Below are 13,668 nucleotides of genomic sequence, written 5' to 3' on the forward strand. Positions count from 1 at the left end.
GTGTCAAGTGATTGAAATTAAGTCTAAGCTGCAAGGGGAGTCATTTAAATTATTTAATCTAGAGCAACAGTTGAAGCCTTTAGGGTATGTGATAGGAGGAAACTGGGATTACGATCATGGCTCATTTGATTATAAAATAGATGATGAGGTCGGGTACCAGTTTTTGCGTCTGCCTTTTCAAGCGGTCGATGGACAGCTTGATTCTCCAGGGGTCACCGTTAGAATTGGTCAGCCATTTTTACTTTCTCATAAATATCAAATTGGTTTAGATGATGATGTACATGTAGGGAATTTAACTGCATCGTTTGATCAGTTTTCTGAACCGCAAGACTCGGATGCCGATTTTCCTGAAAAGTATATTGCGCTTGGAAAAGCGCTTGTCAAAGAATTGGAGGAAGTACTCTTGAAAGATGAGACGAACCAGTAGTTTGTCTCATCTTTCCGCTGAAATGTATGAAATCGTTCTATCAGCATGTCTTCAAGGTAGCAGGGGATATACTTGGATAGAAAAGTATACAGCTCCAAAGGGCGAGCTACATTAAAACAATTGTTCATACATTCTGTCCCCTGTTAATTCATTGGTACAAATAATTTCATCAGCACCTGCATTTTTCGCATTAATTTTTTGTTCAGATGTGAGAATTTCAACAATCGTATAGAGGGAAGTGTTCAATCCTCTAATGGCCACCAATGTCAAAATGGTTTGCATATCTGCATACTCCTCGTTTTTAAATTGGTCCGCCGTAATTAAAATTTTTGACGCTGCTGAAATGTTAGCTCTTTGTAGAGTAGAAACGTGTGTAGGATTTCCTTTAATAAAATAAAGGCGAGGAGAAATTAACGGCTTTTCCGTTAAACTGTCATCGATTAAGATAATGTCTTCGGTCATGTGTGCGTTAGCGTAGTGTGAAAGGATGGTTCGCACTCTTTCATTCCAGCCAACGATAATGATATGTTTTTTTTTCGAGTAGGGCGAACTGCCGTCTAAATACGCATTTTCTTTTGAAATGGCCATCGTAGCCAGGGTGACAAAATAAGTCGTAAAAAAACCAGTTCCGAGTAAAATTAAAAAAATGGCTAAAACTCTTCCGCCTAAAGTTTCAGGTGCGTAATCTCCGTATCCCACTGTAGTGACCGTAACAATCGCCCACCAAATACCTTCGAAAAAAGTAGAAAATTGTTCGGGTTCCAATAAATGAATAAAAAAGCCAAAAATAACAATAAAACATCCCATTAAGAGAGCTAAGCGAAATAGCACGGAACGTCTGAAAAAACCAAACAAAAAGTGTTCACCAATCATAAAAAATACCTCCAGAAAAGCTTGTACTATTATTGCCAAGTTTTCTTAAAGGTATAAGTAAAGGGTCTGTTTACGAGTGAAATAAAAAAACAGATGAAGGGGAGTCCCCTCATCCGTTTTTAATATTAGATTTTCCTTTTGCTGGAGCGTAGTCCCAGCTTTCTACATTTTTTAAACCGTCAATGCTATCTGCGTAAAAGACAGGATTTTTGCCCGCTTTCTTTTGAGTCACGTAGTCATTTAATGTATCAAATGCAAATCTACCTAGTAGAACGATAGCAATCAAGTTGACAATCGCCATGAGTCCCATCGTAAGGTCAGCCATGTCCCAAACGATTCCAAAGCTTGCAACAGAGCCGAAATAAACCATAGCGACAACGGCTGCTCGATAAATGAATAAAAAGGCTTTGTTTGTATGGATGAACTCAATATTTGTCTCGCCATAATAATAATTCCCGATAATAGAGCTGAATGCAAATAGGAATACAGCAATGGCAATAAAGGAATTGGCCCAAGAACCAATATGCCCAGCTAAAGCGTTTTGCGTTAACTCAATCCCTTGTGGACCGGAACCGTAATCGCCGGAAAGAATAACGATAAATGCTGTCGCACTACAAATGAGTAAAGTATCAACAAAAACACCAAGAGATTGAATGAGTCCTTGTTTAGCAGGGTGGCTGACTGTAGCTGTCGCTGCAGCGTTCGGCGCACTTCCCATTCCTGCTTCGTTTGAAAACAAACCACGTTTAATCCCCATCATCATGGCAGCGCCAATTCCACCGCCTGCTGCTTGTTCAAGGCCAAAAGCACTTTTGAAGATTAAAGTGAATACTGCTGGAACTTCCGTTAAGTTTGTTAATACAACGAAAAGGGCAATAGCTAAGTAAAGTGTAGCCATAACGGGAACAATGATTTGAGATACTGTGGCAATGCTTTTAATACCACGGAAAATAATAATTCCTGTTGCCGCAGCAAGAATAATGCCCATCACTTGAAGATCTATGTTGAATGCAGTTTTCATAGCAGCGGCAATGGTATTGGATTGTACAGAGTTGAATACTAGTCCAAAGCAGAACGTAATTAAAATCGCGAAGATAATTCCTAACCATCTCGCGTTAAGTGCTTTTTCCATGTAATAAGCAGGTCCTCCGCGGAACCCTTGTTTATCTTTTACTTTGTAAATTTGAGCTAATGTACTTTCAACAAATGCAGTGGCAGAGCCTAATAGGGCGATGAGCCACATCCAAAAGACAGCCCCGGGTCCACCGACGGCGACTGCTGTCGCTACCCCTGCCAAGTTTCCAGTCCCTACACGAGATGCGGTGCTAATACAGAAAGCTTGGAATGAAGTAATCCCTTTCTTTTTATGGGATGAATCAGCTGTTGCTCCTTCTCCGAGCAAACGAACCATTTCTCCGAATAAACGGAATTGAACAAACTTTGTGCGGAATGTGAAGTACAAACCTAAAATGATAAGAAGACCAATTAAAATTTTTGACCATAATAAGTCGTTAATAATGCCTACAAATGATTGTAACAATGACATGTGTGTATTCACCTCTTAAGTTAGTCATAAAAGTAAATATAAAAAGTATTGCTTCTTTTGAACTGGATGAATATTTAGAAAAATACAGAAGGATGAATGTTAGGTTTTCTCACATGCATCCTTCTGTATTATACTTATATCAAAAAAATATAGCAATACGTAATAACGTATATTTTTAATGGGAAAATAAGGGTTGTTCGGTTTTATTCTGTATATACCGTAAAGGCTTATTCAGAAAAGGATATTATTCGTAGAATGAATGGGATATAGTGTACCTTCTAAAGCGAAAGAGATGCGGCCGCTTTCCTCAGAAACAACTAATACGAGCGCATCTGATTGTTCAGACATGCCAATGGCCGCCCGGTGTCGAGTTCCCATTTTATTTTGGACAGCTGTTGAAGAGGCTAGCGGCAATACGTTGGCAGCGGATACGATGATATCTCCTTTTACTAATACTGCACCGTCATGCAGTGGATTTCCTGGATAAAAGATGGATTCAAGGAGAGGGCTTGTCAAAGACGCCCCAAGTGCGACTCCTTTTTGGATTAAATGGTGAACAGGTTGTTTGCGTTCAATGACCATCAAGCCCCCGTGTTTTCGTTCGGATAAATGATGAGCTGCTAACGAAAGGGCTGCATAATTTTCGGTAAAAGGAGATAAGTATTGTTGTAAGTAGTAAGAAGCAGCGACTGATTGAATGTTACTGAACTGTTTGTGTAACGATTCAAAATCGCATAAAATACAATATTCGTTTTGGTCTAGATGACGAATCAGTTTGTCGGTTTCCGATAAAATCGTTGTTAAATTGTGTTTTATCTCATTTTTAATAGAAGAATTTAAAGAAAAGTGATGTAAATCCATCTCATTTTATCTCCAATCTTTTTACCGAAGCACATAAACGGAGAAGAGTAATGTTGAAACAGTGGTCTTTCTGTTTATGTAATCGGAGGATGGAGGAAACTACCTGCTGATGGAAGCTTCCTTTATTTGTAATGTTTACGAAACGATAAGCTTTATACATAAGCGGAAGCAACAACAGCACTGATTATCATGAAAGTAGATGAAGAAAAATGATATAGGTAATGTTTGAGTGAATTAATAAGTGGATGGAGGGAGCAAGATGCATCGATCAACGAAACAGGAGAAAATGTTAGTGGTGGTTTGTTCGATTGTAGCAATTATTATGCTTTTATCACTTTTAAGACATTTTTTCGGTTAGAACATCATATGTCATAATAAGAATCGATGGAATTTGTGTCAACTTTGCGGATGAATTTGAATAGAATATTTTGAAATATCAGTTGACAATCTACCGCAATATGTTAAAATTTGAAAAAACAAACTTATCAAGAGTGGTGGAGGGAACTAGCCCTTTGAAGCCCGGCAACCTGCGTGAATTAATGCAAGGTGCTAATTCTAGCAAAATGTAAACCATTTTGGAAGATAAGGTAAAATAGATTACCTCAACAGTCTTTCGAAAATGGAAGGCCTTTTTTATTGGGTTTATGAACTAGTAACCATTAGACGAAATGAAGGAGGACTGGAATGGTACAGCAAGAAAATTTGAACGAAGTTTGGAAAAATGTTGTTCAGATGCTTGAAACGATGAAGTATGGCTCTGTCACATTAATTGTTCAGGATGGCAAAGTGGTTCAACTTGAAAAAAATGAGAAAGTAAGAATACGCTAGTAAAGCGCTGACTAGAGAAACTAGAGGCGGTTTTGGTTCTTTATTGGGCTAAAACCGTCTTTTTTTATCGGAATACAAAGTGTTAAAGATAGGAGTGAATCATTTGAGTGAAACACTAACTTTCCAAACGTGGCACAATCAGCTACCTGAATTTTCTGCAGATGATGACACGAAAGGAGCGCTATCGGTTTTGCGGTGGGCGTACGAACATTATGGAGATTCCATTGTTTATGCCTGTAGTTTCGGAATTGAAGGGATTGTGTTAATCGACTTAATTTCAAAAGTAAAGGAAGACGCCACCATTGTATTTCTCGATACGGATTTGCATTTTAAGGAAACGTACGAGGTTATTGAAGCGGTAAAAGAGAAATTTCCGAAATTAAACATTGTCATGAAAAAGCCGGAACTGACTTTACAACAGCAAGAAATGCTCCGCGGGGGTGAGTTGTGGAAGACAGATCCGAACCAGTGCTGTCGTATTCGGAAAATTATTCCGCTTGAGCAGGCATTAAGCGGAGCGGAAGCATGGATTTCTGGATTGAGAAGAGAACAATCTGCGACAAGAAGTCAGACGGAGTTTATCAACCGAGATACTCGTTTTGAAAAAATCAAAGTTTGTCCGCTTATTCATTGGACATGGAAAGAAATATGGCGATACGTGTACAAACAAGAACTGCCTTATAATCGTCTGCACGATCAGGGCTATCCGAGCATCGGATGTGAGCCTTGTACGAAGCCGGCTTATGATATGGATGATTTGCGTTCAGGAAGATGGACAGGAAATCAGAAAACAGAGTGTGGGCTCCACGGATCATAATCAAAAGGATCTCTTGTGAGAAGATTGAGTTTAAAAAGAGTTAGGGAGGAATAATGATGAGTTACAGTACACCTCATGGAGGGAAACTTATTAATTTGTTTGATTCTGCATTTAATTATGAATCTATTCAGCAGGAAGTAGAGCTTGATGCTATTGCCTTAAGTGACTTGGAGTTAATTGGAGTTGGAGCGTACAGTCCGCTTACAGGTTTCTTAGGGGAGGAAGACTATCAATCAGTTGTACAGAATATGCGCCTTGCAAACGGAGTTGTATGGAGCATTCCGATTACGCTTCCTGTAAGTGAAGAAAAAGCAGCAACCTTGCAAATTGGAGATGACATTAAGCTTGTTAAAGATGGTGTCGTGTACGGAGTTTTAAAATTGGAAGGCATTTTTACTCCGGATAAAGAAAGAGAAGCGCAGCTTGTATACCAGACAACAGACGATGCTCATCCTGGTGTTCAAAAATTATTTGAAAGACCAAACGTATATTTAGCTGGTCCTATTAAACTAGTGAAACGAACAGATAAAGGAAGGTTTGCTTCCTATCATTTAGATCCTGCTCAAACGCGTCAGCAGTTTGCCGAGCTTGGATGGAAGACTATTGTTGGCTTCCAAACCCGCAATCCGGTTCACCGTGCTCATGAATACATCCAGAAGTCTGCGCTTGAAATTGTTGACGGATTATTTTTAAATCCGCTCGTTGGAGAAACGAAATCGGATGATATCCCCGCAGATATTCGGATGGAGAGCTATGAAGTGCTATTGCAGCATTATTACCCACAAGATCGTGTATTCTTAGCGGTATTCCCAGCAGCAATGCGCTATGCAGGGCCACGAGAAGCCATTTTTCATGCGATGATTCGTAAAAACTTCGGTTGCACGCATTTTATTGTTGGGCGTGATCATGCCGGTGTTGGAAATTATTACGGCACATACGATGCACAAAAAATCTTTGACAACTTTACGAGTGAAGAGTTAGGGATTACGCTGTTGTTTTTTGAACATAGCTTTTATTGTGTGAAATGTGAAGGGATGGCTTCGACGAAAACGTGTCCGCATCCGAAGGAAGACCATGTGATTCTTTCTGGTACGAAAGTAAGAGAGTTATTGAGAAAGGGTGAACTTCCACCAAGTACATTCAGCCGCAAAGAAGTAGTGGAAGTTTTAATTAAAGGGTTACAGCAGAAAACAATCCATTCTTAAAAGGAGAGGGATAAAATGGGAGAAGCAACAAATATTACGTGGCATGATGCAGCCATTACAAAAAAGGAACGAAGAGAACAAAATGGTCATCAAAGCTTTATTCTTTGGTTTACCGGCTTATCTGGATCCGGCAAATCTACTGTTGCCAATGCAGTTGCTAAAGCATTGTTTGATCGCCAAATTCGAAACTACGTACTGGATGGCGATAACATTCGTTTCGGCCTCAATAAAAATCTTGGGTTTTCCGAGGAAGACCGCAAGGAAAACATTCGCCGCATTGGTGAGGTAGCCAAATTGTTTGTCGATAGCGGCCAAGTTGTACTGACTGCTTTCATTTCTCCTTTTCAAGAAGATCGAAATCAAGTCCGTGACATTGTCGAGGAAAAGGAATTTATTGAAGTGTATGTCAAATGTCCGCTAGATGAATGTGAACGGAGAGATCCGAAAGGGTTGTACAAAAAAGCAAGGAGCGGGGAAATTAAGCAGTTTACAGGCATTGATTCTCCTTATGAAGAACCGGTTAATCCTGAACTTGTAGTAGAAACAAGCAAAGATTCTATCGAAGTATGTGTCGCGAAAGTGTTAGAATATTTAAAAGAAAACAACCTCATATAAAGGAGTTGTAATTGGATGAGTTATGTGAAGAATTGGGCGGATAATCCGAATGTGAACGCAACAGAAAAAAAGAAGTTAGAAAAAGATGGATTGAAGATTTTTGATGATATCCCTTACTATGCGGAACATGGATTTGATTCCATTCCGAAAGAAGATTGGGATTTATTCAAATGGGCAGGCCTTTATCTCCAGCGTCCAAAAGAAGACGGATATTTTATGATGCGTGTCAACGTTCCTTCAGGTATTTTGTCTAATGAGCAAGTGGTCGCATTAGCTGAAATTGCCAGAGATTATGGAAGAGGAGTGTATGACATTACAACGCGCCAAGCGATTCAGTTCCATTGGCTTCAAATTGAAAATATTCCTGATATTTTGAACCGTTTAGAACGAGTAGGTTTATCATCCGCGGGTGCATGTGGTGACATCACGCGTACAATCGTTGGAAATCCGTTAGCCGGTCTTGATCCAGATGAACTGTTTGATACCGCTCCAATTGTGAAAGAAGTGTATGACTTTTTTCAAATGAACGAAGATTTCTCAAACTTACCGCGAAAATATAAAATGTCCATCAGCGCGAATGTTCGCAATGCGTCAAATGCAGAAATTAACTGTGTCTCCTTTACGCCAGCTGTTAAAGAGTTAGATGGTGTAAAGACAGTCGGTTTCCATGTAAAGGTTGGAGGTGGGTTATCCGCTCGTCCTTTCTTAGCTCAAACGCTTGATGTGTTCGTGAAGCCAGAGCAAGTAAAAGAAGTGGCGATTGCCATTACGACGATTTTCCGTGATTATGGGTATCGTGAGAAGCGTCATTTAGCACGCCTTAAGTTTTTAATGGCAGACTGGGGTGTAGAGAGATTTAAAGAAAAGCTATTAGAATACACAGGTCCGCTTCCAACAAAAGGAGAAGAGCCGGTGAAAGAGTGGAATGCCGGTTATTTCTATGGCGTTCACCCGCAGAAGCAAAAAGGGTTGAACTATATTGGGTTTAATGTGCCAGTAGGGCGTTTAAGTGCGGATGAAGTATTCGAATTGGCGAGAATTTCTGCTCAATACGGAAATGGAGAAATCCGAACATGTAACTCTCAGAACCTCATTATTCCAAATGTTCCAGATCATCACGTAGAAGAGTTGTTGCAACAGAAAATTTTTGAACGTATTACAGCGAATCCGAATTCATTTATTGGTTATTCTGTGTCCTGTACTGGAATTGAGTACTGCAACCTAGCCCTTGTGGAAACGAAAGAACGGATGAGAAGAATAGCAGAATGGCTTGATGAAGAAATTTCGTTAGATGTTCCAGTTCGGTTCCATATGGTCGGCTGCCCGAACTCGTGTGGACAGCGTCAAATTGCGGATATTGGCCTGCAGGGGATTAAAATGAAAACGAAAGACAAGAAAATGGTTGAAGCGTTTGAAATCTATGTGGGTGGAACGCTGCATGCAGGCGGAAAATTCAATGAAAAGTTAAAAGGAAAAGTAAGTGGTGAAGTGTTGCCGGAAGTATTGAAAGATTTACTTTTATATTTTCAGCAAGAAAAGCTCCTTGGCGAATCATTCTATGATTTTGTACAAAGAAGCGGACTCGAGCCATTACAAGCGGAACTTGATCGGATTTTAACAGAAATTGATGCGAAAGTTTCGTGAGAAAGGTGAACGGAAATGAATTTATACCGTTTTGAAGTTGTGACAAAATCGGAGGTTATCCCCGTTATTATTGCTGCGGATAATGACGATACCGCGTTTGAGCTTGTAGATGTAGAATTAGAAAAATATTTTTTGAAATTGCCTGACGTGGAAGAAGTCATTTTATATGAAAAGAAGCGACTTGGAAAAGGGACGGGTTTTGTCCTGTACGAAAAAGAAAATGATATAGGCGGCGCATAAGAGGGGGAATCGGAATGGGAAAGGTATACTTAGTCGGCGCTGGACCCGGCGACCCAGATTTAATTACAGTGAAAGGTTTGAAGTGCATTCAGGAAGCGGATGTCATTTTGTATGACCGGTTGATTAATAATGAGCTATTAGAGTATGCAAAGCAAGGGGCAGATTTAATTTATTGTGGGAAGCTGCCGAACTACCATACGATGAAACAAGAAACCATCAACAATTTCTTAGTCAAGTTTGCTAAAAAAGGTAAGGTCGTGACAAGGCTGAAAGGGGGCGACCCGTTTGTATTTGGCCGTGGTGGAGAAGAGGCAGAAGCACTCGCTAAAAATAATATCCCGTTTGAAATTATTCCTGGGATTACAGCGGGGATTGCCGCGCCGGCTTATGCAGGCATTCCTATTACTCATCGAGAGCATGGCGCTAGTTTTGCAGTTGTGACTGGTCATCGAAAAGGGAATGGGGAAGATGATATTCAATGGAGTCATCTAGCTAAAGGAGTAGATACACTTGCCATTTATATGGGGGTGGGGAACCTTTCGTATATTTGTGAACAATTAATTAAAAACGGTAAAAGTGAAAGTACCCCAGTCGCGCTCGTTCATTGGGGGACATATAAAGAGCAGCGTACGATAACAGGAACATTAGATAACATTGTGGAGATTGTACAGAAAGAAAAAGTAGAAAACCCGAGTATGATTATTGTTGGAGAAGTTGTTAAGTTGAGAGAGAAGCTCCGTTGGTTTGAAAAAGCAGAGCAGGATAAGTCGTACGAAGCATACGTAAAAGAAGCCTTTTGAGAAGGGAGCGGTTGAGATGGAAGCTGTATTGTACATTTGTCATGGAAGCCGCGTCAAAAGGGCTAGTGAACAAGCGATTACCTTTGTAAAGGGATGCATGGAAAGAATTCCTGTTTCTATTCAGGAAGTGTCTTTTCTTGAATTGGCGGAACCGTCAATTGAGCAAGGCTTCAAGCGGTGTATCGAGCAAGGTGCGACAACTGTATATGCTGTTCCAGTGCTATTATTGACGGCTGCTCATGCCAAAGAAGATATCCCTGAGGTGTTGAATAAATTGCAACGCCAATATCCGGACGTGAATATCGTATACGGGCGTCCGTTTGGTGTGCATGAACGTATCACGGAAATTTTATATGAGAGATTAATCGAAACGAACGTGCCGATTGATGAGCATTCATTTGTGTTACTGGTCGGGCGCGGCAGTAGTGATCCTGATGTAAAAAGAGATTTAGAGTCGATTGCTCAATTATTGAAGAAGCGGCATGGACTTGGGCATATAGAAGTTTGTTTCTTGACGGCTGCGGAGCCAATTTTAGAAGATGTCTTGGAGAAGGTGAAAACTGCCTCTTACTCAAATATTTTCATCCTGCCTTATTTGCTCTTTACGGGTTTATTAATGAAGAGAATTGAAAAGGCCGTTCGAGAAGTAGAGGAACAGAGTGAATCCAACTTTATTTTGAGTCACTATTTAGAATATCATCCGCATTTAAACGATGTATTAGTAGAGCGGGTAGAAGAATTATTTCAGTCGTCCGTAGAAAAGAGGGCTAACTGAATATGTATCCAGTTATGTTAAATTTAACAGCCCGAAAAGTGCTAGTAGCAGGGGGAGGGAAGGTTGCGACGCGTAAACTTTCTTCTCTCATGGATACAGGTGCGCGTATTCAAGTTGTGTCTTTGACTTTTACGGAGAAAATTATGAAATGGGCAGAAGAGGGAAGAATCGAATTACGGCACAAGCCTATTGAGCAAACCGACATAAAGGAAGCTTTCTTAATTGTGGTAGCTACAAATGATGCGGATATTAACCAGCAGATTACTGAATGGGCTCAACCTTGGCAGTTGGTGAACGCTGCTGGAGATCCACAAAGAGGAAATGTCGTCATACCAGCGCACATTAAAAGAGGAGACCTTTCTATTGCTATTTCTACAAATGGAGCAAGTCCATCTTTAACGAAGTGCATTAAAAAGGAATTAAGCGAGCAGTATGACGAATCGTTTGGAGACTATGTGTCATTTTTAAAAGAATGTCGTGAGCTCATCCAGCAAGGCTCTTTAAGGAAAGAAGTGCAGCTACAGCTGTTAAAGGAATGTGTCCATTCCTCCTATCTTGAACAACCGGAATTACGTTTGAATTTTCTGCGGAAGATTGAAAAATCACATGAATAGTAAGGGACGCAGCATGATCATTGAATGGTCATGCTGCGTTTTCTAGTTTTTATTTTAGATAGGGGAAGGTTTTATAGATTTTCAATTTCTATACTACGGACGCCGTCAATTTTACGAACTTCATAATATACCTCTGTTGTAGGTTTTTTCTGTGGGACCATTAGTTTAAGTTGAATAAACTGTTCATTTGTTTCTAAATCTTTGATGCGAATATGCGTTAATTTTGCTTTGCTTTTCTTAATATCACTGATGATATCTGTAAGGTGATGATGTTCGGACACTTTAAGTTGAAGTAAAATCTCTTTTTCGCGAAGTTTCTTAGGTCCGCAAAGTCTTACAATAAAGGGCAAAAATTCTACACTAATAATGAGTAGTACGACGCCGCTAATTGCTTCTATAAAAAAGCCTGCTCCGACCGTAATGCCGATGCCAGCCGCTCCCCAAATCATGGCGGCTGTCGTTAAACCTGAAATGCTATCATTTCCTCGCCGAAGAATGACGCCTGCGCCTAAAAAACCAATCCCAGAAACAATTTGAGCAGCTAAACGGAGTGGATCCATCGTAATTTGTTCTGTTTTTTCGAAAAGATAAGCGGACTCAATGGATACAGTTGTCAGCAAACAGCTGACGATGCAAATAACTAAAGATGTTTTAAGGCCGACTGGTTTATGTTTTAACTCTCGTTCTAACCCGATAATAAGACCTAAAATAGCAGAAATCCCTAATTTTATCAGTACATGCTGTTCGATCGTCATCACCTGTCTTCATTCTGAATGCCAATTATGTGAGTAGATAATAAAAACTTATTCTCTCCATTATATGAGAAAACGATAAAAATATGTAGAAGAGGTGAGTGAACCGAAAGAGTTTGGTGAGAGAGGTGGTATATGTTAGGGGGCAAAGCGGGAGAGAAAAGTTAATTAAGGGGGATAACAGGGGGGATCCCCCTGATAGAGGTAATGCTTAGATTAAGTGATGGAAATACGAAGCGAATAAAGCAAAAATAAAGCCGGATATTGACATAAACAGAAAGGGAAAACCGTTGACCCGATCATTTTTATTGGCAATCTTTATTCCTTCCCAGTAAGCGTAATAGATTAAAAAGACAGCCATACAAAGCGACATATACATCGTAAATTCAACAATCTCAAGCACGGTGTGAACCTCCTGTTATCCATAATGGGAGTGATAATAGAATCTATGTTTTGGATGAAGAAGATATGATAGAAAGTTAATGATAGGTTAAAATGGAACATACTATTTGATAAAGAGGAAAAGCACTTTTTTGGTAGTAACACAAAATGGGCCGGTACGAAGCTTTCGTTCCGGCCCATTTTGTTAAAAATATAGAAGGAAGCTATTTGCTGGAAAGGGGGTGATTCTCTCTTTATAATAGATATCCAGTTCAGGACTGGCTATTGAAGAATCTTTGTTTGGTAGAGCGAATAACTAAATAAGTAATAATTGCACTGAAGATAAACCCTGGAAGCATATAAGTACCATTATAAACAAGAGAATATAAAAGGGCCGGTGTTCCTTCTGGTGCATATTCAGCGAAAAAAACAACACCTGCTGCCGTGTGGCATAGGTAACGGAGGCCGCTGCCTATAAAAGCGCCTGCCGTGATATATAACAATACTTTACGTTTTTCGTTACTTCTAATTCCTTTCGTAATAGAAGTAGACATGATGCCGGCAAGTCCCAGTACAGTAAAAGCAAGGATGTAATCAATAAAACCTTGTACTGGATGAGCGATAAAGGCTTGTCCTGTTACAATTTGTAGCAACCCTAACATGAAACCTGCTGCGACTCCCCCTTTAACTCCCCAGCGAAAAGCAATAATGAAGATTGGTACCATTGCGATAGAAATAGAACCGCCTTGTGGCCAAATTTTTAATTGCAACATGTTTGCTAACAAGTCTAACAGAAAGGCCAGTGCACTAAAAATTCCTACTTCAACAATTAATAAGTTCTTTTTTCTTTGCATAGAAAATCTCCTCACAAGTTAATAATGAACATAAAAAAGCAATGCAGGTCGGAAACGGGGTCTGCATTGCTTGATCCTTAAAAGTTTACAGCCCACCATCCCTACACTAGCATAATCTAACAGGTTCAAAGGGTTAGAACGTAAGTGTTCACTCTCAGCCAATTGGCTCCCCCTGTGGATTTATTACATCGCTATTTATTTTATGTATATGTAAACTATACATAAATGAGAAGGAAACAACAACTTTAAATATGAACAGTGATAATTTGTTTAATTATTTTTTAAAAAAACTATTGTGTTCTTAAAATGAACATGTTATATTTATATCCGTCGCCGAAATTGATTCGCAATATTGATGAAGACGACAAAAAACAAAAATGTTCTTGACAAACAAAAAACATTTTGTTAAATTAAGAAAGTCGCTTACGAGCGACGA

16 protein-coding genes and 2 riboswitches are annotated in these 13,668 nt (G+C 39.7%); of the genes, 10 read left to right on the forward strand and 6 right to left on the reverse strand.

What is annotated here, in order from left to right:
- Positions 1–7: 7 nt before the first annotated feature.
- Positions 8–427: a YugN-like family protein gene (locus ACXAEO_RS21900; RefSeq protein ID WP_474885063.1), complete on the forward strand. Its 420-nt coding sequence runs from the start codon at positions 8–10 to the stop codon at positions 425–427.
- A 111-nt stretch (positions 428–538) separates the two neighbouring features.
- Here the strand turns inward: ACXAEO_RS21900 and ACXAEO_RS21905 are convergent, their stop codons facing one another.
- The 3 genes from ACXAEO_RS21905 to cdaS all read right to left on the reverse strand — a co-directional run bounded on the left by ACXAEO_RS21905 (position 539) and on the right by cdaS (position 3,707).
- A complete protein-coding gene (locus tag ACXAEO_RS21905) occupies positions 539–1,300 on the reverse strand; it encodes a potassium channel family protein (RefSeq protein ID WP_474885064.1) in 762 nt (253 codons plus the stop codon).
- A 109-nt stretch (positions 1,301–1,409) separates the two neighbouring features.
- Positions 1,410–2,846 carry an alanine/glycine:cation symporter family protein gene (locus ACXAEO_RS21910; RefSeq protein ID WP_474885066.1) on the reverse strand — a complete coding sequence of 479 codons (1,437 nt, stop codon included), beginning with the start codon at positions 2,844–2,846 and terminating at the stop codon, positions 1,410–1,412.
- A gap of 231 nt (positions 2,847–3,077) precedes the next feature.
- Complete coding sequence (gene cdaS / locus ACXAEO_RS21915) at positions 3,078–3,707, reverse strand: sporulation-specific diadenylate cyclase CdaS (protein WP_474885067.1); 630 nt, start codon at positions 3,705–3,707, stop codon at positions 3,078–3,080.
- Positions 3,708–4,186: 479 nt separating this feature from the next.
- Positions 4,187–4,296, forward strand: a riboswitch (SAM riboswitch).
- Positions 4,297–4,391: 95 nt separating this feature from the next.
- Between cdaS and ACXAEO_RS21920 the strand changes: the two genes are divergently transcribed.
- From ACXAEO_RS21920 to ACXAEO_RS21960, 9 genes are all read left to right on the forward strand, one after another.
- Entirely contained in the window at positions 4,392–4,535 is a 144-nt protein-coding gene (locus ACXAEO_RS21920; protein WP_474885069.1) for a YezD family protein, read from the forward strand.
- Between the two features lie 103 nt (positions 4,536–4,638).
- On the forward strand, positions 4,639–5,352 hold the full coding sequence (locus tag ACXAEO_RS21925; protein WP_474885071.1) for a phosphoadenylyl-sulfate reductase: 714 nt from the start codon (positions 4,639–4,641) through the stop codon (positions 5,350–5,352).
- A gap of 56 nt (positions 5,353–5,408) precedes the next feature.
- Complete coding sequence (gene sat / locus ACXAEO_RS21930; protein ID WP_474885073.1) at positions 5,409–6,557, forward strand: sulfate adenylyltransferase; 1,149 nt, start codon at positions 5,409–5,411, stop codon at positions 6,555–6,557.
- Between the two features lie 15 nt (positions 6,558–6,572).
- Positions 6,573–7,172, forward strand: coding sequence for an adenylyl-sulfate kinase (gene cysC, locus ACXAEO_RS21935; RefSeq protein WP_474885075.1), 600 nt, complete (start codon positions 6,573–6,575; stop codon positions 7,170–7,172).
- Between the two features lie 15 nt (positions 7,173–7,187).
- Positions 7,188–8,816 (forward strand): nitrite/sulfite reductase, encoded by a 1,629-nt coding sequence (locus ACXAEO_RS21940; protein ID WP_474885076.1) that lies wholly within the window; start codon positions 7,188–7,190, stop codon positions 8,814–8,816.
- A gap of 15 nt (positions 8,817–8,831) precedes the next feature.
- Positions 8,832–9,056, forward strand: coding sequence for a DUF3906 family protein (locus ACXAEO_RS21945; RefSeq protein WP_474885077.1), 225 nt, complete (start codon positions 8,832–8,834; stop codon positions 9,054–9,056).
- 14 nt (positions 9,057–9,070) lie between these two features.
- Complete coding sequence (cobA, locus tag ACXAEO_RS21950) at positions 9,071–9,856, forward strand: uroporphyrinogen-III C-methyltransferase (RefSeq protein WP_474885078.1); 786 nt, start codon at positions 9,071–9,073, stop codon at positions 9,854–9,856.
- A 16-nt stretch (positions 9,857–9,872) separates the two neighbouring features.
- Positions 9,873–10,631, forward strand: a complete 759-nt coding sequence (locus tag ACXAEO_RS21955) for a sirohydrochlorin chelatase (protein WP_474885080.1) — start codon at positions 9,873–9,875, stop codon at positions 10,629–10,631.
- A 2-nt stretch (positions 10,632–10,633) separates the two neighbouring features.
- Positions 10,634–11,245 carry an NAD(P)-binding protein gene (locus ACXAEO_RS21960; protein WP_474885082.1) on the forward strand — a complete coding sequence of 204 codons (612 nt, stop codon included), beginning with the start codon at positions 10,634–10,636 and terminating at the stop codon, positions 11,243–11,245.
- Positions 11,246–11,316: 71 nt separating this feature from the next.
- Here the strand turns inward: ACXAEO_RS21960 and ACXAEO_RS21965 are convergent, their stop codons facing one another.
- From ACXAEO_RS21965 to thiT, 3 genes are all read right to left on the reverse strand, one after another.
- Complete coding sequence (locus ACXAEO_RS21965) at positions 11,317–12,000, reverse strand: MgtC/SapB family protein (RefSeq protein ID WP_474885138.1); 684 nt, start codon at positions 11,998–12,000, stop codon at positions 11,317–11,319.
- A gap of 208 nt (positions 12,001–12,208) precedes the next feature.
- Positions 12,209–12,400: a hypothetical protein gene (locus tag ACXAEO_RS21970; RefSeq protein WP_474885084.1), complete on the reverse strand. Its 192-nt coding sequence runs from the start codon at positions 12,398–12,400 to the stop codon at positions 12,209–12,211.
- 250 nt (positions 12,401–12,650) lie between these two features.
- Positions 12,651–13,232, reverse strand: coding sequence for an energy-coupled thiamine transporter ThiT (gene thiT / locus ACXAEO_RS21975; RefSeq protein WP_474885086.1), 582 nt, complete (start codon positions 13,230–13,232; stop codon positions 12,651–12,653).
- Between the two features lie 80 nt (positions 13,233–13,312).
- A riboswitch (TPP riboswitch) is annotated at positions 13,313–13,415 on the reverse strand.
- Between the last annotated feature and the right edge of the window lie 253 nt (positions 13,416–13,668).

Source organism: Bacillus sp. ABA4_010 (assembly GCF_056159105.1).